The following is a 22,540-nucleotide window of genomic DNA, read 5'->3' on the forward strand; positions in this document are numbered from 1 at the left end:
TTTTTGATGTCTAGATCTTATTTTCACATCATGAAAAAAATACTTTCCTTACTAGCGCTTGTGTTGATTATTTCTTGTCAAGAGAAAGAACAAATCACAGCAGACCTCATAATTGAAAATGCTCAAATTTATACTGTAAATAAGGACTTCTCCACGGCAACTGCTATGGCAGTAAAAGATGGTAAAGTTGTTTTTGTAGGTAGCAAGGAAGCTTTAAAAGCTCAAAACTTAAAGGCTGCTAAAACTATAGATGCTTCTGGTAAGTTTATTTATCCTGGTTTAATAGATGCTCACTGTCATTTTTATGGTTTAGGACAGCAATTACAGCGTGTAGATCTAGTGGGTACGTCTAGCTATGATGAGGTGATACAAGAGGTTGTAAATTTTCAAGAGAAGAATAGCAAAAGCTTTATTATAGGTCGCGGCTGGGATCAAAATGATTGGGATGTAAAAGAATTTCCTACTAATGAAAAGCTCAATGAATTATTTCCAGACATTCCAGTTGCCTTAACAAGAATAGATGGTCATGCGATGATTGCAAACGATGCCGCTTTGAAATTAGCTGGTATTACTGTTGATACAGATCCATTCGGTGGAGCTATTGAAATTAAAGAAGGAAAGTTGACCGGAATACTAGTAGATAACCCTATGGAATTAGTAGAAGCGGTTTTCCCTGCAGAAACTACCGAAGAGTCTATTAAATCTTTAATGGATGCTCAGGAGATCAACTTCGGTTATGGAATTACTACGGTAGATGACGCTGGTTTAATGCGTTCTACCATAGAACTTATCGATAGTCTACAACAAGATGGAACTTTAAAAATGAAGATCTATGCGATGATTTCTAACACGCCAGAAAACTTAGATTATTATTTAAATAAAGGAGTGGTAAAAACAAATCACCTAAATGTAAGGTCGGTAAAGTTCTATGCAGACGGCGCTCTAGGTAGTCGCGGTGCTGCAATGAAAGAATCCTATTCAGATAAACACGATCATTATGGAGCTTTATTGAGTAGTGTAAAAGATTTCAGAGGTATTGCAGAGCGCATCGCAGCTACTGACTACCAGATGAACACACACGCGATAGGTGATAGTGCTAATTATGTGGTTTTAAAAAATTATAAGGAATTACTTAGTGATAAAAAAGACAGAAGATGGAGAGTAGAACACGCTCAAATCGTTGATCCAGCAGATTTTGGTTTTTTTGATACAGAAAATATTCTTCCGTCGGTGCAGCCCACTCATGCTACTAGCGATATGTATTGGGCAGAAGATAGAGTAGGAGAAGAGCGCATTCAAGGAGCTTATGCTTATAAGAAGCTTTTGGGTATGTCTAATATGCTAGCTCTAGGAACTGATTACCCTGTGGAGCAGGTAAATCCGTTTTTGACCTTTTATGCAGCAGTAGCAAGAAAGGACACCAGCGGTTTTCCAGAAAATGGTTTCCGTGCAGACCAGGCACTTTCTCGTGAAGAAGCACTAAAAGGTATGACCATTTGGGCAGCTTATTCTAATTTTGAAGAAAATGAAAAAGGAAGTCTAGAAATAGGAAAAGCAGCCGACTTTATTATGTTAGATAAAGATTTAATGGAAGTTGCTATAGAGCAAGTTCCTAATTTGAAAGTTAGTGCTACTTATAGTAATGGTAAGTTGGTTTACTCTTCTAAATAAGAATCTTCCTTAAGTTTCCAATCTAGATATCTATGTAAGTCGGTCTCGATCCATCCGGTTACAAATGAAAGTACAGTTAGGTCATCTATAAATCCTAATCCTGGAATAAAATCTGGGATAAGGTCTATAGGGCTAAAAACATATAATAACCCAGTAGTAATAGCAGCAATGGTAAACCATGGGATGTTCGTATAAATGCCTTTACGATAATCTTTAATCATCATAAACATGATCTTACCTAGCTGGGCATATTTTTTTAAAAAGCCAGAATTTGCAATAGTAGAAGTAATACTTTCTTCTTTTTCTATAGCGTCATCCACATCTGCGACAGTAGTCTGTTCTACGGTCTCTAGAGTGTAATCTTCGTCAGGTAAATTTATTTTTTTTCTGAATAGTTTCATGAGGCAAATATTTGATCAAAGTCTTTAAAGGACTTAAATTCTAATGAATTTCCGCTTGGGTCTTGAAAGAACATAGTGGCTTGCTCGCCTGGCAGTCCTTCAAATCTTATATACGGCTCGATTATAAACTGGATGCCTTTTTCTTTTACCGCTTTCGCGAAAGCGTGAAAAATATCCCATTCTAGAACGACACCAAAATGTGGAACAGGAACGGCCTTACCATCTACGGCATTAATGGCTGCTTTTTGAGCCTCTTCTGTCACATGTATAACTAGTTGATGGCCGAAGAAATCAAAGTCTACCCAATGGTCAGAACTGCGTCCTTCTTTACAGCCTAATGTATCGCGATAAAACGCACGTGTAGTGGTGATTTCTTTAACAGGAATAGCTAGGTGAAAAGGAGTTAGTTTCATTTAGTTAATTTTTTATGGATGTAATAATAAAGCCAGGCGATGGGAATGTTACCTACTACAACTGGCAGTAAGGTGTATGAAAAAGAAATGACAAATGATTTTAAGTATTCTTCTGAACCTATAGTAAGTATCGCATAAATACCGAACAAGATTAAAAAGATAAATGAAATTGTTCTAAAGTAAGCGTTTAAGTAATCTCTAACCATTTTTATGAAATTAAAAAGCCAGCTTAAAGATAAGCTGGCTTTTTGAATAAATGTGTTATGTTATTTATAAAATACCATCCACGATTCCGTATGCTAAAGCTTCATCAGCTCCTAGCCAGTAATCACGGTTAAAATCTTTCATCACTTTTTCAAAAGTCTGTCCACAGTTGTCTGCAAGGATTTGAGCACTTAATTCTTTAGTTTTAAGAATCTCGTTTGCAGTGATTTCAATGTCTGCACTGGTACCACGAGCACCACCACTAGGCTGGTGTATCATTACACGACCGTGTTTTTGTATCATGCGACGTCCTTTAGTACCGCCAGAAAGAAGTAAAGAACCCATAGATGCAGCAAGACCACTACATACAGTGCTTACTGGGCTTTTAATTTCTTGCATCGTGTCATAAATAGAAAAACCAGCAGTTACATAACCACCTGGACTATTAATTACAAAAGTGATTTCTTCATTACTTAAAGAATCTAGGTACAATAATCTGTCTACACAATGTCTAGCTGTTTTATCATCTACCATTCCCCAAATGAACAATTTGCGTTGTTCAATGTAAGTTTCGTCTATTTTATCTTGAAGTTTAAATGCTTTGCTCATTCAATTTTAATTTGGGTTAAAAATACGGAATCTTAAAAAATAAATCTACTCAATTAACAAGACTATATCTTCTTACCTTGTTTGCCATATTCGTTTTTGTAAATTTTTACGAGTAGTAAAAATAAACTTACTAATAAAGGTCCAAAGATAAGTCCTATAAAACCGAATAGAGGTACACCGACTACTACACCTATAAGTGTAACTAGTGGATGTACGTCGGCTAGGCGTTTTTGCACTACCAGTCTAAATAAATTATCAGTAGAACCTACAACCACGGCGCCATAAATCAGTATTCCTATAGCAGCGGTGGTGTCTCCTTGTGAGAATAATAAAATACATACCGGTAATATTCCTAAAGCTGTTCCTACAAATGGAATCATACTACCTATTATGGTGATTACAAACCAAAAGAATGGGTTATCCACGCCGAATATGAAGTAACCTATCAAAGCAACAACACCTTGAAGTAAGGCTACTAGCGGTATGCCTATGGCGTTTGATTTTACTAAGTCTATATTTTCTTTACCTATATTCTTTGTGTTTTCTTCTTTAAGAGGTAAGTACACTAAAGCTGTTGCTAACCATTTCTTACGCTCGGTTAACATGAAGTATAATAAAAAGAACATGATCCCTACAGAGATGGTTACGGTAAGGCTAGAGTTTGCGAGATCTTGGATGTTTTGGGATATCCATGTACTTACTTCACTAGAATTTATGTTTTCAGAAATGTTCATTCCTACTAATTCTTCAGCTTTAGAAATCTCTGATTTTATAGCGTCGGTTATAGCTGTACTGTTCTGGATAGCTGTCTTTACTTTAGAAGTAAGCATCAATCCTATTCCTGCAATAGGTAATAGAATAATCACAAACGATAAAAACATAAGAAGCGTTGCGGCTAGTGCAGGTTTCCATTTTCTTTTTTCAAGCTTCTCTTGAAGTGGTGCGAGCAAAATAAATAAAGTAACAGCACCTAAAACGCCTCCTAAATAAGGAAGTAGTTCCATGCCTATCAAGAATAGAATACCTATTATGATTAATAGGATGAATAGCTGGCGTATCTTAGTAGTAGGAATCTGATCAGTCATAAGGGTCAGTTATTTCTTAATGAAATTGTTAGCTCTTCTTTACTCTTTTGAAATTTTACCTATGTGTAATAAATGCGGTTAATTTATTTTTAATGAATTTATAATTAATTTGCTTAGTAATCAATCATTATAGGTTAATATAAATGTAATTAAGGTCTCGCCAGAAACTTTAGAACCTCTTCTATCACTTCTGGAGTGTACAAACTATGACCACCAGTTTGAGATGTATAAGTGCTGGAATTAGGCATTTTTGCAGCTATTTCATCCATTGCAGCATAGGGTACAATCACATCCTGCGGATTATGGACAATTAGGGAAGGGATTTGAATTTTCTCTGCAAAATCTGCAGCTACAAAATCTTCTATTAGAAAGCCAAAAGTATTTTTAAGTAAGTTGTTTAAACTACCATAAACAGAGTTGTTGAAGCTAGTTATGTTTTGATAACCGCGCATAATAACTTCTAGTTTATTAGGGCTACCTAATAAAACTAATTTCTCTATAAAATTATGTGGATGATTTGATTCTTGATATATAGTAGCCATGGCGCCTACACTATGAGCGATTACTATTTTAGGCTCATATAAATCAATAACCGTCGTAATAACTTTTGAATATTTTACAGCGGTAAATAATTCACCGTCAGAAGCTCCGTGGGCAGGTGCGTCTATAGCGATTATGTTATAGTCTAGTTTCTGTAATGGTTCAATAAGGTATTTCCATCTGTAAGCGTTAGATTCCCAACCATGATTTAATAAGACTGTAGGACCGTTACCTTTCCAGTGATAGAGCTGAAATAAGCCATCTTCAAAGGCTATCTTTTGTGTTCTAGCCGTACTAAGAAACTCTTTTTGATGTTCTGCAATTTTACCTCTTCTAGGTATGCTGAATACTTTGAGCGCTAGACTTGCTGCCTTTTCTTTAGAGAATAGGTGAATCGTATTAAAATAAAAGCCATACAGTTTAGGTATGGCTTTTTGAAGTGTTTTTTTCATGAGTATTTAAATTACCAGGATACAAACATATAAAGTGGCTTGGTGTCTTCTGGAATCATCGTTTTTTCTATAGAAGCACTAATGTCAAATTTCACATCGGTAGGTAAATCATCTTTAGATATAGTGAAATAAAAATTTTCTTCATTTACCCATATTACAGCATCGTCGATCATGTTATCTACACTACTTATTTTATATGCTGTACTTATCTCTTTATAAGTACTGTTTTTAGTAATACCTTTTAAAGTAGTAAAACGCTCGTCACGTATAATAATATTCTCAATAGTAGCTGTACTATCTAGCGCTTCACTAGGTGTAAGAGTTAATAAATGTGCTCCACCTTTTTCAAAGATCTCTATTTGGTTTGCGCCATTACTAAATTCATCTCCTTTGACCGCTCTTACAATACTATCGTTTGCATAAATGCTATCTAATTGAAATACTTTCATGTCTTTAGTCAGGTGACCTACACGATCTTTATTCCATTCAAATGGATCTTGATCTTTAGAGCAACTGGCTAGTACGACTATTACGGCAATTAACGCTATTACTTTTTTCATATTTTTATTTAAAGATGTAAAATTACAATTGCTAGAGAAACTACACGAGTTTTGCATTATTTATTTTAAAGTTCTTATTAGTATTTTAACTCTTAAATTATTTTAACGCTTTACCTAAAATTCCCATTACTCCTCTAATAAAAGAAGCGCTGGTTAATACTTTTAGGATAGGGTTCTGTCTGGTGCTAGTTCTAGAAGTAGAAGATTTACGAGCTTTTGCTTTTTCCTTTGCCGCCTTTTCTTTGATCTCCTCTTCATTTGCCTCTTCTATTTTTTTCTGTAGAATTTCTTCAGCACTTTCTCGATCTATTTCTTCATTGTACTTATCAGTAAGTTCAGAATCTGCAATGAGATCACTTAGTTCTCTGTCAGATAGAACATCCATGCGACTTTCTGGAGCACGCAATAGGGTTGCAGCTAGAGGACTAGGTCTTCCTTTCTCATCTAGTGCGCTTATTAAAGCTTCTCCTATACCTAACGATGTGAGTATTTCGGCAGTGTTGTAATAATCTGTTTCAGGATAATTTTGTGCGGTAAGCTTTATGGCTTTTCTGTCTTTTGCAGTAAAAGCTCTTAGTGCATGCTGTATTTTAAGTCCTAGTTGACTTAATACCCCTTCAGGTATATCTGTTGGGTTTTGAGTTACAAAATAAAGACCTATTCCCTTAGAACGTATTAATTTTACAATACTCTCTATTTGACTAAGTAATGCTTTGCTTGCGTTGTCAAAAATTAAATGAGCCTCGTCTATAAATAAAATAAGCTCAGGTTTATCACTATCACCTTGTTCAGGAAAAGTAGAATATATTTCAGCCAGCAGGCTTAGCATAAACGTAGAGAAAAGCTTAGGTCTGTCTTGTATGTCGGTAAGTCTTATTACATTAACATATCCGTTACCGTCACGATCTTTTCTTACTAGATCTTTAACATCAAAACTACGCTCGCCAAAAAAACGTTGAGCACCCTGTTGTTCTAGTTCGATAAGTTTTCTAAGAATTGCACCAGTAGAAGATGTAGATATGCGGCCATACTCTTCTTGGAATTCTTCTTTACCTGCTCCAGTAGCATATTGTAATACCTTTTTTAAATCATCTAGGTCTAGTAGAGGTAACTTATTATCATCACAATACTTGAAAACTACTGATATAATACCGGCTTGCGTTTCTGTAACATCAAGAATCCTTGATAAAAGCACCGGGCCGAATTCGCTCACGGTAGCTCTCATTTTAATTCCGTCTTGTTCAGAAATAGTCATGATTTCTACAGGTGATTTTCTTTTTTTGAAATCTAGACCTATTTTCTCGTGACGCTCATCTATTTTTTCATGTCCAGGACTTTCTGCAGCTATACCAGAAAGGTCCCCTTTTATATCCATCAATAGAGTAGGTACGCCTTGTTGTGATAGTTGCTCGGCTATTATTTGTAACGTTTTTGTTTTCCCAGTACCTGTGGCACCAGCTATTAAACCATGACGGTTCATAGTTTTTAATGGGATTTTTACATGTGCATTTGTTAACGTCTCGCCGTCTAACATTGCAGCACCCATAATGATAGCATCGCCTTTTGGGCTGTAACCGTCAGTTATATATTTGAAAAATTCATCTTTTTGGGACATGAAAAAAGTGTTTCCTCAAAAGTAATTCAAAAATTTGGGTATAAAAAAACAGTTCTGCAATAACGAAGAACTGTTTTTATCTTGTCTTTAAAACGGTTTGATTTAATCGGATACTCTTAAGATCCCTATATCACAAAAGTCTAATGGTTCTACTGTGTCGCTATTAGTTAGGTAAAAACGTAGGTCGAGCACTTGACCAGCTGTAATTTTAAATTGAAACACCCCAGAAGCACCCCAGTAATCGTTGCTTCCAGGTATATTAGCATATCCACGACACAAGTATCCTTTGCGACTTGAGCTTATAAAAACGCCTAATATGTATTTGTGGTCACCACTATTAACATTGCGCAAGGAAATTCCTCCACTTATTTGATAAGTTCCAGATTTCAGTATTCTAATTTTTCCGTCAGATATAACGTCAAAATAGGTAGGATCTGAAGAGAGGATTTCTCCAGGGTCTTCACCTATAGGAAATTGATGAAAATTTGAATCAGTTCCTATGTTCTCAGTTCCGTTAAAACTTTTGTATAATGTTATTTGTGGTATGGTAGGAACTGCCTGGTTCTCCCAATTTGAATTTGTATAAATGTGTAATGATTTTGTATCTGTATTAAATACAATAGAGCCTTCTAGAGGCGTTGGGATTAAATTCATTGCGGCAGTATCCATTCTAGGAGGGACAAAACTGCCAGTTGTACTATCTATTTGTAATGCAGAGCCGTCATCAGGGGTTGAAGTATTGACACCTACTTGGGCTGTAATAATCTGGCTAGAGATTATTATAAGTAAATAAAAGAATTTTTTCATGAAGAAAGTAAAGAGTGAGTATGGTTAAGTATTTGAATAAAATATAGTTGAGGAATTATATTTTTTACAAATGTATTAATTTATCATATGTTACTCTGTTATAAATAATGTAAAAGCTAACGTATCTTTGCAAGATGCTAGAGAAAACAATACAGCAACAGGTTGAAAAAGGTACTATGTTGCCTTTAATGGAAGAATTTTACACCATTCAGGGTGAAGGATATCATACTGGTCGCGCGGCTTATTTTATTAGAGTAGGTGGTTGTGATGTGGGATGTCACTGGTGCGATGTAAAAGAGAGCTGGGATCCAGAAAAACACCCACCTACAGGTGTGGATCAAATCGTGGCAAATGCAGCAAAGTATAGTAAAACTATAGTAGTGACAGGAGGAGAACCTCTTACATGGAATATGGAGCCTCTTACTGCAGGTTTAAAAAATGCCTCTCTTGATGTGCATATTGAAACCAGTGGAGCCTATCCGCTCTCTGGTCATTGGGACTGGATTTGTTTATCGCCTAAAAAAGCAAAAATGCCACTTCCTGAAGTCTATGAAGCAGCACATGAGCTTAAGGTAATCGTATTTAATCGTCATGATCTCGCTTTCGCGAAAGCGGAATCTGAAAAAGTATCTTCTACATGCAAGCTTTTTTTACAGCCAGAGTGGTCTGTGCGTGAAAAAATGATTCCATTTATTACCGAATTCGTTATGGAAAATCCAGAATGGCAAGTCTCTTTGCAAACTCATAAGTATTTAAATATACCTTAGGGATTTACCACGGTAAAAGGTACGCTAGCGATAGTGTCGTCCCAACCTAAGAATAACATACCTCCATTGTTTTGTTCTACAAAGCTTATAGAGAAGGACTCTATTTCCTGTGGTGATGGAAGTACGTCCATAGTGGTGGTGATTAGGTTTTTAGAGGCGTCATATTCAAGTCCAGATTGTGTGGTGTCTGTGTTAAGTATAAATTTCCAATTATTTTCACTCGGAATAGTGTAAAGAGAGTAGGTGCCTGCTTTTACTAGTTCATTATTGAATTTCACATCCTTATAAAACGCGATCTCAGTCGCTTCATTTGCGCCAGTTCTCCATACTTGGTCATAAGGAACTAATTTTCCGAAAATTTCTCTGTCACGTTTAGATGGGCGGCTGTAGATTACTCTAGCAACAGCGGCTTTATTTGCGTCGCGATACATAACCACATCTAGTGGGCTTTTATCTAGTTGAGAGAAAGTTAGGTCGCTCTCATTTTGTGCAAAGGAGAAAAATGAGCAGGTTAGACAAAAGAGAATAATTTGAATATTTTTCATAGTATGAGTTGTTGATTATGATAGACCTAAATTAATCAATATTAATGCCATATGCCTATTAATAATTTGTTAATAACTTAAGCTGCTATTTTAATGGTTAAGGCCTATAAACATTAGTGGTTTCTTATATTTGTGTATTACGCAAATAGCAGTAAAAATCATACGTATTTATGAGCGAAGAAAATAATAAAAATTACGGCGCAGATCAGATTCAGGCGTTAGAAGGAATGGAGCATGTGCGCATGCGTCCATCCATGTATATAGGAGATGTAGGAGTTAGAGGTTTGCATCACTTAGTTTATGAGGTGGTTGATAATTCTATAGATGAAGCGCTTGCTGGACATTGTAATAATATTACTGTACAGATAAATGAGAATAACAGTATTACCGTGACTGATGATGGTCGTGGTATTCCTGTTGGGATTCATAAAAAAGAAGGAGTGTCTGCATTACAAGTAGTAATGACTAAAATCGGTGCAGGTGGTAAGTTTGATAAAGATTCTTACAAAGTATCTGGTGGACTACACGGTGTTGGTGTTAGTTGTGTAAATGCACTTTCTGATCATTTAAAAGCGACCGTTTACCGTGATGGTAAAATATGGGAGCAAGAATATGAGCGTGGTAAAGCTATGTATCCTGTTAAGGCTATAGGTGAAACAGATAAAAGAGGTACTGATGTTACTTTTACTCCAGACCGTTCTATCTTTCAACAGACTACAGAGTATAATTATGATACTCTAGCAAATAGGTTACGTGAACTAGCATTTTTAAATAAAGGAATAAAAATTATCCTTACTGATGCTAGAAGACAAGATGAAGAAGGGAATAATATTACTGAGGTATTCCAGTCGGAAGAAGGTCTTAAAGAATTTATACGTTTCTTAGATGATACTCGCCAGCCTATTATAGAAGATGTGATCTCTATGGAAGGTGAGAAAAATGGTATTCCTGTAGAAGTAGCGATGATTTATAACGACAGTTATTCTGAAAATCTACATTCTTATGTAAATAACATTAATACGCATGAAGGAGGAACGCATCTAGCTGGTTTCCGTCGTGGTCTTACTTCTACATTAAAGAAGTATGCTGATGGTTCTGGTTTATTAGATAAATTAAAATTTGATATTGCAGGAGATGACTTCCGTGAGGGGCTTACTGCTATTGTTTCTGTAAAAGTTCAAGAACCACAATTTGAAGGACAAACAAAAACGAAATTAGGTAACAGAGAGGTAACAAGTGCTGTTTCTCAAGCGGTGTCTCAAATGCTTGAAGATTATCTAGAAGAGCATCCTAATGACGCAAAAATAATTGTTCAAAAGGTAATACTTGCTGCTCAAGCACGTCATGCGGCGCGCAAAGCTCGTGAGATGGTGCAGCGTAAAACGGTAATGAGTGGTGGTGGTTTACCTGGTAAACTTTCTGACTGTTCTGAAACTGATCCAACTTTGTGTGAGGTATTCCTTGTTGAGGGAGACTCTGCAGGTGGTACGGCAAAACAAGGTCGTGACCGTGAGTTCCAAGCTATCCTGCCGTTAAGAGGTAAAATTCTTAATGTTGAGAAAGCGATGCAGCATAAAGTTTTTGAAAATGAAGAGATTCGTAATATTTATACCGCTCTAGGTGTTACTATAGGAACTGAAGAAGATTCTAAGGCATTGAATCTTGAGAAACTACGTTACCATAAAATTGTTATTATGTGTGATGCCGATATTGATGGTTCTCACATTGCAACTTTAATTCTTACTTTCTTCTTCCGTTATATGAAGGAGTTAGTGGAACTAGGATATATTTATATAGCAACGCCGCCTTTATATCTTGTGAAGAAAGGTGCTAAAAAACGCTATGCATGGTCAGATAAAGATCGTGATGAAATAGCAGAAAGTTTCGGTGGTGGAGCAGCTATTCAACGTTATAAGGGATTAGGTGAGATGAATGCAGATCAGCTTTGGGATACTACTATGAATCCTGAATTTAGAACATTGCGTCAGATTACCATAGATAGTCCTGCAGAGGCAGACCGTGTGTTCTCTATGTTAATGGGTGATGAAGTACCACCTCGTAGAGAGTTTATAGAGAAAAATGCGATTTATGCAAATATTGATGCATAGATAAAGTACGTGATAATTTAAAAAAGCTCTCTTTTATAGAGGGCTTTTTTTATGTTCTGTTTTTAAAGGGTACTTTTACGGTCGACTTTTTTAAAAGGTGATTTATTTATGTTTAATCAATTATAGTTTAAATTTAAGAATATGAAACTGAATAAAAATATAGTAATTATCGTGCTGTGCTGTTTTGGATGCTTATCACAGGCGCAAAATGGCTTTTCTGATATTCTTGCGGCAGGTGTAGAGGCGGCAGATAAATATGCAAATTCTTACACTGCTCCAGCAGCTGAAGCTTTTACCTATAATCTAGCCTCTGGATGGTATGAAAGTGGTAAGGTGTTACAACCAGGTAAGTTTAAATTACAAATTAAAGCTCAAGGTACTTTTGCGCCAGATGAAAAGAAGTCATTTGTTCTAGATCCATTAGAGTATGAACGTATCATACAGGATAGTTATAATAATACAGGTAATCCTTCAGCAAATATCTCGGTAACTTTTGGTGATGGTAGTACGACACCTAGGTTAGTAGCCAGTGCTCTCGGTGAAAATAATCCAGATGAGTCCTTAATAATAAGGAGTAGAGAATCAAATACAAATTTATTACTACAAGAAGATATTATAACGCTAGCTCAGGGAATAGGTAGTACAGGTCTTGATGTGGTGCCATCGGCATTTTTTCAAGTAGGAGTAGGTCTAGGTGCTGGTCTAGAGGTTAAAGCCCGTTTTATACCAAAAATAGAAACAGATGAGGTAGAAACAGGTCTTTACGGTGTAGGTTTACAGTGGGAACTGACACAGTTTTTTACTAATGAAGATGGAGTGAATAATTTGCCAGTTTCTGTTTCTGTTTTAGGCGCGTTTACAAGGTTGGATGCTTCTTATGATTTTGAAGATGGAGCTGTAGTAGAAGGTAGTGACCAGTTATTAGAAACTAAAACAAACGCTTATAATTTTGCGGCAATAGCAAGTACAAACTTTAAAGTTCTTAATTTTTATGGAGGTCTTAATTACGTTTCAGGAAATTCTACAACAGATTTAAAAGGTACATATACCTTTAGATCTAACACGGTTATTTTTCCAGTTTCTAGTACCGTTGAAGATCCTTTGTCATTAAAAAGTGATGTAAGTGGTGTTTTAGGAACCTTAGGTGCAAAATTAACTTTGGGAGCATTTAATATCAATGCAGATTATAGTTTTGGAGAATATGACACAGCAAGTGCGTCTATATTTTTCAGAATTTAAGAGTTTATACATTAATTATCCTTTTTGGGATCTTAACGTCCATAGTTTTAAGGCTACTTTGTCTTTAATTATGGGTGTTTTGTTTATTTTTGCTTAGAGCCATTTTAGGCCTTAAATTATACTATAAATTAAATCATTATAACATGAAAGTTACCGTAGTAGGAGCAGGTGCAGTAGGCGCTAGTTGTGCAGAGTATATTGCAATCAAAAATTTTGCAAGTGAAGTAGTATTAGTAGATATCAAAGAAGGTTTTGCCGAAGGTAAAGCAATGGACTTGATGCAAACAGCATCATTAAATGGTTTTGATACTAAAATTACTGGAGCGACAAATGATTACTCAAAAACTGCTGGTAGCGATATCGCTGTTATCACTTCAGGAATTCCACGTAAGCCAGGAATGACTCGTGAAGAATTAATAGGTATTAATGCAGGTATTGTAAAGTCTGTTTCAGAAAGTCTAGTAAAGCATTCTCCAGACGTTATCTTAATTGTGGTTTCTAACCCAATGGATACCATGACTTACCTAGCGCACAAAGTAACAGGATTACCTAAAAACCGAATTATAGGTATGGGTGGTGCTTTAGATAGTGCACGTTTCAAATACCGTCTTGCCGAAGCTCTTGAAGCGCCGATATCTGATGTAGATGGTATGGTTATAGGTGGTCACTCTGATAAAGGAATGGTGCCATTAACACGTCTTGCAACTCGTAATTCTGTGCCAGCAAGTGAATTCTTGTCTGAAGAAAGATTAGATGAGGTACTTCAAGCTACTAAAGTAGGTGGAGCAACTCTTACAGGTCTTTTAGGTACAAGTGCATGGTATGCACCAGGTGCTGCTGTTTCTGGACTAGTACAGGCTATCGCTTGTGACCAGAAGAAAATATTCCCATGTAGTACTTTACTAGATGGTGAGTATGGACTTTCTGACCTTTGTATAGGTGTGCCAGTTGTATTAGGTAGAAATGGTATCGAGAAGATCGTAGAGATAAACTTAAGTGATGCTGAAAAAGCTGCTATGCAAGCAAGTGCAGAAGGTGTAAAAGCTACTAACGCACTTATCTAGAGATTAGATACATTTTATTATATAAACCGCTCCATGTGAGCGGTTTTTTTATGCCTTATGTTTTCTAAGTAGCTTATGTGTGTTTTAATTGTTTTTCTGTATTCCGCTTTCGCGAAAGCGGAACTTGTAATCATATTTTAATTGATAAATAAATAATTGAAAATCAATAAATTATGTAGTTATTATGACTGCTAGACTTTAAATAAATAGGGTTAGTGTAAAAGCAGATGTAATTCTTTATATTTGGCACGTGAATGTAAAATGGTACATAGGCGCACTGATCGCTATAATCTCTTATTTTGTTGTAGAACAACAAAGTGTAGATGTACCTAATCAAGAGGTTCTACTTACATTTATACAAGGTGAAAACACTTCTTCTAAAGATCTAGCAATAGAAACCGTAAAGTCTCAATTATTGAGCTTGGGTGCTAGAAACGTTACCATTACTAGTCTGGAAAATGGTTCTTTAAAGGTGTCTTATTATAGTCATCTAACTATTCAAAATGTAAAAGAACAATTATTTAAAGATCTAGGTGATTCAACAGATGTAGCAACGGCATTATATCATTTAGGAGACAAGCCTGTAAAAGAGAATATACGAGATTATCAAATAGATGTTTATGAGATTCAAGAAAATGTCGTTTCAGGATTTGATAATGAGGGTAAGTGTTACTTTGAATTAAAACAAGATTATAATAGAGGCTCGCAAGTTTTAGGCTTTGTAAGTCCTGTTGTTACTATTGATAGTCGCAATCAATTAACTGCGATAGCGGTAAAAGTTAGAGGCGACGTCTTATTTGCTTTTAATGATTCTACTTATAAAATTCCAGAAGTAAGAGCAGGCCCTATTTCTTAGGTCTGGTTGTTAACCAGTTTATTCTACATAAATAGATATTCATGTATTAATGGGTGTCTAAGAAAGGTTATCATTCTTTTGATGATAAATATTTCGTTTTTAAAGGACAAATGAATTGTCCATATAAAAGGTAAATCTCATATTTGCCGACTTTTAAATTTAACCTAAAAATATAACAACATGCAAAATAAAGGATTGATCCGCTTTTTCGCGATCATTTTTGCAATAGCTAGTATTTACCAGCTTACCTACACGTTTATTACTAATAAAGTAGAAGGTGATGCTGATGTTTATTCTAGTTCTAAAGTAGATGAAAGTGCTGTAAACGCATCTTCATTAAAGAGCGAGGCTCAAAAACATTATTTAGACTCTGTAGCATCACAAGATGTATGGGGTGGATTTACAACTTATGCTGACGCAAAGAATCAAGAACTTAAGAAAGGACTTGACCTTAAAGGTGGTATTAACGTAATTCTTCAAGTATCTGTACGTGATCTATTAACAGGAATGGCAGACGATTCTACTGATCCTAATTTCAATAGAGCACTAGATGCAGCAGATGAAAGAATTAAAGATGGTCAGGATGACTACTTTAACTATTTCATTGAAGAATTTAATAACATAGATGGAGCACAACTTGCGTCTCCAGATATTTTTGCAAATCAGGAAATGCAAACTCGTGGAATCGAATTTGACATGAGTAATTCTGATGTAGAGCCTATTCTTAGAGAAGAGCTTAAGGACTACATGACTAGTGCATTTGATGTACTTAGAAAGCGTATCGATAAATTCGGTACTACACAACCTAACTTACAGCAATTAGGTACTTCTGGTCGTATTCTTATTGAATTGCCTGGTGAGACTGATGTAAAGCGTATTAAGGATATCCTTACTAAGGCGGCACAATTAGAGTTTTGGCATGTGTACCAACCTAATGCAATTGCTTCTTATTTAAACGAAGCAAATACCTACTGGGCAGCAAAGCTTGCAGCTAGCGCGGCATCTCAAAAAGAAGCTGTTGCAACAGACGGTATTGCAGCACAAACTGAAGTAGCTATAGATTCTACTGAGGCTGGTCTTTCTACGTTATTAAATCAAAATAATACGGACAAGCCAGAAGACGTCGAGCAGTCAAGTGCAGACTTTGATAAGAGTCCTATCTTCAGTAGAATGTTTCAATCTCCAAATGGAGCACTTGCAGCTTTTAAAGCAGAAGATAAAGACTTAATAGATAGTTATATCAATGACCCACAAGCTAGAGGTAAATTAACTTCAGAACAACGCAATGTGAAATTTGCATGGGGACTTCCTGTTCTTAATGAAGCGTTAGGTTATGAAATTATAGATTTATATGCATTAAAAGGTAACTCTCAAAATGAAGCGCCACTTACTGGTGGTGTTATTACAGATGCAAGCCAGCAGTATGGTAACTCTGGACTACCAGTAGTGAGTATGTCTATGAATGGTGAAGGTGCTAAGATCTGGGAAGATATGACTGCTGAAGCTTATCAAAACCAATCTCAAGTATCTGTAGTTTTAGATAATACAGTGTACAGTGCGCCTAATGTAACTAACGGTGCTATTTCTGGTGGACAGACTCAAATTTCTGGTAACTTCTCAATAGATGAAGCAAAAGATCTTGCAACAGTTCTTAGAGCTGGTAAATTACCTGCAAAAGCAGAAATTATTCAAAGTGACGTGATCGGACCATCATTAGGTCAAGAAGCTATTGACAGTGGATTATGGTCATTTGGAATCGCTCTTTTATTAGTATTAGTATGGATGTTCTTCTATTATGGTCGTGCAGGTTTATATGCAGATATTGCTCTTTTAGTAAACATACTATTCATATTTGGTGCTCTTGCATCTCTTAAAGCAGTTCTTACTTTACCTGGTATTGCAGGTATTGTATTAACTATAGGTATATCTGTAGATGCTAACGTACTTATTTTTGAAAGAATACGTGAAGAACTTGCAAAAGGTAAATCACAAGCAGACAGTATTAAAGATGGTTTCAACAACGCATTAAGTTCTATTCTAGATGCAAACGTAACTACATTCTTAACGGCTGTAATTCTTTACATATTTGGAACAGGACCTATTCAAGGTTTTGCAACTACATTGATGATCGGTATTCTTACTTCATTATTTACAGCAATCTTTATTACAAGATTATTTGTTGATGGTTATGTAAGTAATGGAAAAACTATAGGTTTCTCTACAGCGATTACAAAGAACTGGTTTAGAAATGTAAATATCGATTTCTTGAAAAAGAGAAAGATGGCTTACATTATTTCTGGTGTTTTAGTTGTAGGAAGTTTAGTCTCTCTAGCAACTAACAAGTTGAACATGGGTATTGACTTTACTGGTGGACGTACTGTAATTGTAGGTTTTGCTCAAGATGTTAATGCAACAGAAATCACAAAGCAACTAAGTGCCGAAGATATCTTCGGTAGTGCTGAGGCAAAAACTTATGGTTCTGGAAATCAATTAAAAATTAGTACGAAGTATGGTATTGATAGAGATGATAGTGAAGTAAGTCAGGAAATAGAAGATAAATTATATCAAGTTCTTAAACCTTATTTACCTAGCGACATGTCACAAGCTCAGTTTGCTGATGTGAGTAACGAAAACAAGAAGCACGGTATTAGATCTTCTTTCCAGGTAGGTGCATCTATTGCAGATGATATTCTAACAGGTTCACTTTATGCGATTTTAGGATCTCTTATCGTGGTGTTTATTTATATCTTAATACGTTTCCGTAAGTGGCAATTCTCATTAGGTGCAGTAGCAGCTGTATTCCATGATGTTATTATTGTATTAGGTGCGTTCTCTGTATTATACAAAGTGTTGCCATTTAACATGGAAATAGATCAGGCGTTTATTGCAGCGATCTTAACCGTTATTGGTTATTCACTGAATGATACAGTGGTTGTATTTGATAGAATACGTGAATTCATCAACGAGCGTACTAATTGGGAATTCCCTAGAACGGTTAACTCTGCAATAAGTAGTACTATATCACGTACATTAAATACATCTTTAACTACATTAATTGTATTGCTTGCTATCTTCATATTCGGTGGTGAGTCTATACAAGGATTTATGCTAGCGTTAATTATCGGTGTAATAGTAGGTACATATTCATCTGTGTTCATTGCAACACCAGTGATGTTTGATACCATGACTAAAACAAATGGAAAATTGACTCCTAAAGAGCCAAAACCTGAAAAAGAAGAGCTATAATCTATCTTTTTAATAATTTATTTAAACCGCTTGATCACATCAAGCGGTTTTTTTATGCGTTATACCGAATAAATACGTGTTTTATCTAATTGTGTAAATTTGTTTGATAAACAGTTCATAGAAATTATAATTTCTTAATAATGGGTTAATGAATTTGATTATTTTGCAGTTAGTTATAACCATATCCAAAACGCAATACTATATTTATGAAAAACTTTATTCTTAGTTGTATAGGCATACTATTTTTTACAGCCTTCTCAACCGCACAAGACTTTCCTATGACCGACGGTGAGTTTGTTACTTGTTCAGGTAGCTTTACAGATTCAGGTGGTATTACTGGTGATTATGCTGTTAGTGAAAGTTTTACTATTACTTTCTGTTCTCCATTTGAAACAGATGCTATGCGAGTAACTTTTAATTCATTTGACACACAGTTCGGTGATATTCTTCTTGCTTATGATGGAGATAGTAATACAGCTCCTTTTTTAGGTGTTTTTCAGGGGACAACATCTCCAGGAACTCTTCTAGCAAGTGCTACAAATACCTCAGGGTGTTTAACTTTTACTTTTATTTCTAATGGTGCAGGAACTTCAACTGGCTGGCAAGCTGCTGTAGAATGTTTTGACACATGTCAAACTATTACTACAGATATAGTAACCGTACCTGCAATTGATGCAGACGGTATCCTTAGATTATGTCAAGGTGAAGTTGTAGACTTTACTGGTTCAGCTACATTTTCAAATGATTCTGCTGGAGCAACCTATAAATTTATATTACCTGACGGTACAGAGGCTTCGGGAACTACTTTACAACAGACTTTTAATGATCCAGGTGTTTATAGAATAGACTTCGTCGCTACCGCACCAGACGGTTGTAGAGATAGATCTTTAGAAGATGTTGTGATACAAGTATCTACTACACCAGACTTTACTGGTACTGTAGCTGCAGATACTTCTATCTGTTTTGGAGAATCTACGAACATTACTGGAATGGTTGTAGCAACTGAATTTGCATCACAAGTTGCACCTCCAGTTTCAGGTGTAACATTTTTACCAGATGATAGTGGTACAACATTTTATGAAACTTGTATTGATGTAAGTGGTTTTGCTCCTGGAGCAACGCTTAGTAGTGCAGCAGACTTACTAGGCTTCTTCATTAATATGGAACATAGTTATTTAGGAGATTTAGATATTACCTTAACTGCTCCTAACGGTGCAGTAATTGATGTAAAAACCGGTGGTGGTGGAAATACATTTTTAGGTGTACCTATTGATGTTGATTCAGATTTAACTCCTGGAGTAGGATTTGTTTATAATTTTACGGAAGCACCTAGTGCTACACAGACTCTTTTACAAGCTTCTGGAGCAGTGTCTACACTTCCTGCAGGAGATTACCTTGCAGAAGATCCTTTCTCTACATTTGCAGGAACATCTCTTAATGGATTATGGTGCCTTAGAATTGTAGATAACTTAGGTAGTGATAACGGTTATATTTTTGAATGGGGTATCAATTTTAACCCATTAATTGTTCCTGACGCAGAAAGGTATACTCCTGGTGAAGTTTCTCAAGAATGGGCTGCAAATGCAGATATTACCGCAACAAATGGAAATGTTATTACCGTGACACCTACTACTGCTGGGCAACATTGTTATGACTACATATTTACAGATAGTTTTGGCTGTACATATACAGAAACCATTTGTATAGATGTAGCTTCAGAAATTACAGTTGTTGAGCCTAATGACATTATAGTATGTGCTCAAACAGGTTCGGCGGCTCAAGTAGATTTAACAGCGCGTGATACTCAAATTCTTAATGGACTAGATTCAGTTGCGTTTAGTGTTACTCCATTTGGTAATCAGGCAGATGCAGATGCTGCATCAAACCCATTAACTAGTATAACAGCTTATGATGTTAGCACTAGTGAAACTGTGTTTGTTAGAGTAGAAGAAGTTGCAACAGGTTGTTTTGAAGTTGTAGAGTTAGATATTGATTTCTCTACAGCAGCTTATACAGCTGTACCAGATTTAGAATTATGTGATGACCCAACTAATGCAGATGGGGTAGAAGTTTTTGACTTAACTTCTCAAGATAATGGGATTTTAGGAACTCAATCTAGTACAGAATATGGTGTAACTTATTTCTTATCTCAAGCAGATGCAAATGCAAACTTGAATGAGATCTTAACGCCTGGAGCTTTTGATTCTATGGGAGAAACGATTTACGCAAGAGTTTCAAACCTTCAAGATGCAAACTGTTTTACAACTGGTACATTTGAATTAGTAGTAAATGCAGTACCTACCATAGGGACTGGTTTAGACGTTACAGAATGTGATGAGTCGCCTATCGATGGAGCAACATCATTTGATTTTACAGTAAATGACAGTGCAATCTTAAATGGTCAGTCGGCAGTAGATTTTACGGTTAGTTATCACGCAACTCAAAGCGATGCAGACGCTGGTAGCAACTCGATATCTACATCGACAGTAGTTGCTGGAGGTACTATTTATGCAAGAATTGAGAATAATATTACAGGTTGTTATAACACGTCAACTTTTAACTTTGTAGTAGAAACTTGTGAGGTAGAAGTTCCAGAAGGTTTCTCACCTAACAATGATGGTATTAACGATACGTTCTCTATTCCTGGTGTAGATCAGTTTTCGAATTTTGAAATGAAAGTATTCAATAGATTAGGTTCAGTCGTTTATGAGACTAGAGCAAATAACTATGCTGAGTTTACAGGTATTCCTAATACAGGAGTAGCCGCTGGTGATGGATTACTTCCAGTAGGGACTTACTTCTATGTAATTAAGTTTAATGATCCAGATACTGAAGATATTGCAAGCTGGATGTACATTAACTATTAAATATAGATACTAGTATCGCTTTCGCGAAAGCGGAATAAGTACTAATAATCTTAAATACAAATGCCTCTCTGTAATGGAGAGGCATTTTTTATTTTCTATTGGTTAATCAACGTTGTTTTATTTGACTTTTAAGTGTCTGTTAATCAATCAATAAAACTGCTATCGCAAGTTTATAAAACCGCTAGTGTTCATTTCTAACGAGTACAGAGTATGAGTAAAAAAGAATAGTTTAAAAATAAATAAGAAGCCTTTAAGATGTAGAGATTTTCATGATTGATTATATTTATATCTTCACTCTGTACGGTACTAGTTGCAAACTAGCACTATTGCCAGTAGGAATCAACCGCTCTCAATCCTAAAGATTTACAAACAGCTCAAAAGTCAGATTTGGTCAACTTATTAAAAGAAACCAGCTTCAATAATTTTGTCTATAAAAAATATGAAGGCACAACCATTGAAGAACAAAAGAAACGATACGAGCGATTAGATCAAGGAAAAGATGAAAAAGAAATAGAAAAACGAGCACCAGTAGATGTTCCTATCTACTTTTACCATCCAGACCATTTAGGAACTACAAATGCCTTAACAGACGTAAACGGTAATATGTACCAGTTTTTCCTTAACTTACCCTTTGGAGAAACTATGGCAGAGCAAACCTCAATATCTTATTACCAGACCGAGTTCAAGTTTAACGGTAAAGAACTGGACAGCGAGACCGGTATGTATTATTATGGAGCACGCTACTACGACCCTAGTTTAAGTATATGGATGAGTGTGGATCCATTAGCAGAACAAATGCGAAGACACTCACCATACAACTACGCCTTTAATAACCCTTTACGATTTACAGACCCAGATGGTAGAGCGCCAAATGATATAATTATAACTGGAAATGCTGCTGCTATTGAAAAGTATAAAAATACTGTTTTAGCAGCTACAGGCGGACATTATTCTGTGAGTTTAGATAGTAATGGTAAAGTAAGTTTAACTGATACAGGAATAAGCAATTTAGGTCTTGAAATGACAGCAGAGCAAAAAGCTTTTCACAAAGATTATTCTGCTGTTGTTAATAGTTCAGATGTTATTAACCAAGAAGTGGTTGAAAATGATGTAAACACCGTAGTCGACAGTTGGGTTACAGGAAAAATTGATATTGCAGATGTCGCAGAGTTTGATAAAGACAAAGGAGCTGCATCAAGTGCTGGAGCGTTAATTCATTCAACTGTAGAGCAACACGAAAAATCAAAATTAGGGTTGTCTTCTGGAGATATTGGAGCTACTACAACAGATGCAAGTGGTAATACTGTATATACTGATTATATGAGTTCACATAAAACAGGTATTTCAGCCGAAAATAGAGCAAATGGTAATTTTAGAGGAGTTGGAGGAAATGAGGATATTTTTTTAGAAAGCAATGGTACTAAAACTCAACAGACTTTAACAACTACACCTGCAGGAGGAATAAATATTAATAAAACTAAGATAATTTAA

At 35.7% G+C, this 22,540-nt stretch carries 19 protein-coding genes; 9 read left to right on the plus strand and 10 right to left on the minus strand.

What is annotated here, in order from left to right:
* The first annotated feature begins 30 nt into the window (after positions 1-30).
* Complete coding sequence (locus ACJJVN_RS03545) at positions 31-1,671, plus strand: amidohydrolase (protein WP_405377154.1); 1,641 nt, start codon at positions 31-33, stop codon at positions 1,669-1,671.
* Here ACJJVN_RS03545 and ACJJVN_RS03550 read toward each other — a convergent pair.
* The 9 genes from ACJJVN_RS03550 to ACJJVN_RS03590 all read right to left on the minus strand — a co-directional run bounded on the left by ACJJVN_RS03550 (position 1,656) and on the right by ACJJVN_RS03590 (position 8,357).
* Positions 1,656-2,072, minus strand: coding sequence for a YkvA family protein (locus tag ACJJVN_RS03550; protein WP_405377155.1), 417 nt, complete (start codon positions 2,070-2,072; stop codon positions 1,656-1,658). The two genes, ACJJVN_RS03545 and ACJJVN_RS03550, sit on opposite strands and share 16 nt — an antisense overlap.
* Complete coding sequence (locus ACJJVN_RS03555) at positions 2,069-2,485, minus strand: VOC family protein (protein ID WP_348116160.1); 417 nt, start codon at positions 2,483-2,485, stop codon at positions 2,069-2,071. Before ACJJVN_RS03555 ends, ACJJVN_RS03550 begins: the two co-directional genes overlap by 4 nt.
* On the minus strand, positions 2,482-2,691 hold the full coding sequence (locus ACJJVN_RS03560) for a hypothetical protein (RefSeq protein WP_405369700.1): 210 nt from the start codon (positions 2,689-2,691) through the stop codon (positions 2,482-2,484). Before ACJJVN_RS03560 ends, ACJJVN_RS03555 begins: the two co-directional genes overlap by 4 nt.
* A gap of 64 nt (positions 2,692-2,755) precedes the next feature.
* Positions 2,756-3,298, minus strand: coding sequence for a ClpP family protease (locus ACJJVN_RS03565; protein ID WP_104516071.1), 543 nt, complete (start codon positions 3,296-3,298; stop codon positions 2,756-2,758).
* A 62-nt stretch (positions 3,299-3,360) separates the two neighbouring features.
* On the minus strand, positions 3,361-4,383 hold the full coding sequence (locus tag ACJJVN_RS03570) for an AI-2E family transporter (RefSeq protein WP_405377156.1): 1,023 nt from the start codon (positions 4,381-4,383) through the stop codon (positions 3,361-3,363).
* Positions 4,384-4,532: 149 nt separating this feature from the next.
* The gene (locus ACJJVN_RS03575) at positions 4,533-5,375 is read right to left on the minus strand and encodes an alpha/beta fold hydrolase (RefSeq protein ID WP_405369697.1); all 843 of its coding nucleotides are present in this window, start codon (positions 5,373-5,375) and stop codon (positions 4,533-4,535) included.
* A gap of 11 nt (positions 5,376-5,386) precedes the next feature.
* The gene (locus tag ACJJVN_RS03580) at positions 5,387-5,935 is read right to left on the minus strand and encodes a hypothetical protein (protein WP_104516073.1); all 549 of its coding nucleotides are present in this window, start codon (positions 5,933-5,935) and stop codon (positions 5,387-5,389) included.
* Positions 5,936-6,032: 97 nt separating this feature from the next.
* Positions 6,033-7,550, minus strand: coding sequence for a helicase HerA-like domain-containing protein (locus tag ACJJVN_RS03585; RefSeq protein WP_405369696.1), 1,518 nt, complete (start codon positions 7,548-7,550; stop codon positions 6,033-6,035).
* A gap of 102 nt (positions 7,551-7,652) precedes the next feature.
* Positions 7,653-8,357 (minus strand): hypothetical protein, encoded by a 705-nt coding sequence (locus tag ACJJVN_RS03590; RefSeq protein WP_405377157.1) that lies wholly within the window; start codon positions 8,355-8,357, stop codon positions 7,653-7,655.
* A 134-nt stretch (positions 8,358-8,491) separates the two neighbouring features.
* Here ACJJVN_RS03590 and ACJJVN_RS03595 point away from each other — a divergent pair, with 134 nt between their 5' ends.
* Complete coding sequence (locus ACJJVN_RS03595; RefSeq protein WP_405377158.1) at positions 8,492-9,124, plus strand: 7-carboxy-7-deazaguanine synthase QueE; 633 nt, start codon at positions 8,492-8,494, stop codon at positions 9,122-9,124.
* On the opposite strand, the gene ACJJVN_RS03600 is transcribed toward ACJJVN_RS03595, so the two are convergent.
* Complete coding sequence (locus tag ACJJVN_RS03600) at positions 9,121-9,669, minus strand: DUF2911 domain-containing protein (protein ID WP_405377159.1); 549 nt, start codon at positions 9,667-9,669, stop codon at positions 9,121-9,123. The genes ACJJVN_RS03595 and ACJJVN_RS03600 overlap by 4 nt on opposite strands.
* Positions 9,670-9,839: 170 nt before the next feature.
* On the opposite strand from ACJJVN_RS03600, the gene gyrB reads away from it, so the two are divergent.
* The 7 genes from gyrB (at position 9,840) to ACJJVN_RS03635 (ending at position 22,540) form a co-directional block, all read left to right on the plus strand.
* Entirely contained in the window at positions 9,840-11,777 is a 1,938-nt protein-coding gene (gene gyrB / locus ACJJVN_RS03605; protein ID WP_405369692.1) for a DNA topoisomerase (ATP-hydrolyzing) subunit B, read from the plus strand.
* Positions 11,778-11,918: 141 nt separating this feature from the next.
* Entirely contained in the window at positions 11,919-13,016 is a 1,098-nt protein-coding gene (locus ACJJVN_RS03610; protein WP_405377160.1) for a DUF6588 family protein, read from the plus strand.
* A 143-nt stretch (positions 13,017-13,159) separates the two neighbouring features.
* The gene (gene mdh / locus ACJJVN_RS03615; protein WP_104516177.1) at positions 13,160-14,080 is read left to right on the plus strand and encodes a malate dehydrogenase; all 921 of its coding nucleotides are present in this window, start codon (positions 13,160-13,162) and stop codon (positions 14,078-14,080) included.
* A 250-nt stretch (positions 14,081-14,330) separates the two neighbouring features.
* Positions 14,331-14,936: a hypothetical protein gene (locus ACJJVN_RS03620; protein WP_405377161.1), complete on the plus strand. Its 606-nt coding sequence runs from the start codon at positions 14,331-14,333 to the stop codon at positions 14,934-14,936.
* Positions 14,937-15,116: 180 nt separating this feature from the next.
* The gene (gene secDF / locus ACJJVN_RS03625) at positions 15,117-18,182 is read left to right on the plus strand and encodes a protein translocase subunit SecDF (RefSeq protein WP_405377162.1); all 3,066 of its coding nucleotides are present in this window, start codon (positions 15,117-15,119) and stop codon (positions 18,180-18,182) included.
* A gap of 206 nt (positions 18,183-18,388) precedes the next feature.
* Positions 18,389-21,049: a gliding motility-associated C-terminal domain-containing protein gene (locus ACJJVN_RS03630; protein WP_405377163.1), complete on the plus strand. Its 2,661-nt coding sequence runs from the start codon at positions 18,389-18,391 to the stop codon at positions 21,047-21,049.
* 387 nt (positions 21,050-21,436) lie between these two features.
* Positions 21,437-22,540 (plus strand): RHS repeat domain-containing protein, encoded by a 1,104-nt coding sequence (locus tag ACJJVN_RS03635; RefSeq protein WP_405377164.1) that lies wholly within the window; start codon positions 21,437-21,439, stop codon positions 22,538-22,540.

It is taken from the genome of Nonlabens sp. Asnod3-A02 (assembly GCF_045063755.1).
Lineage (GTDB): Bacteria > Bacteroidota > Bacteroidia > Flavobacteriales > Flavobacteriaceae > Nonlabens > Nonlabens xylanidelens.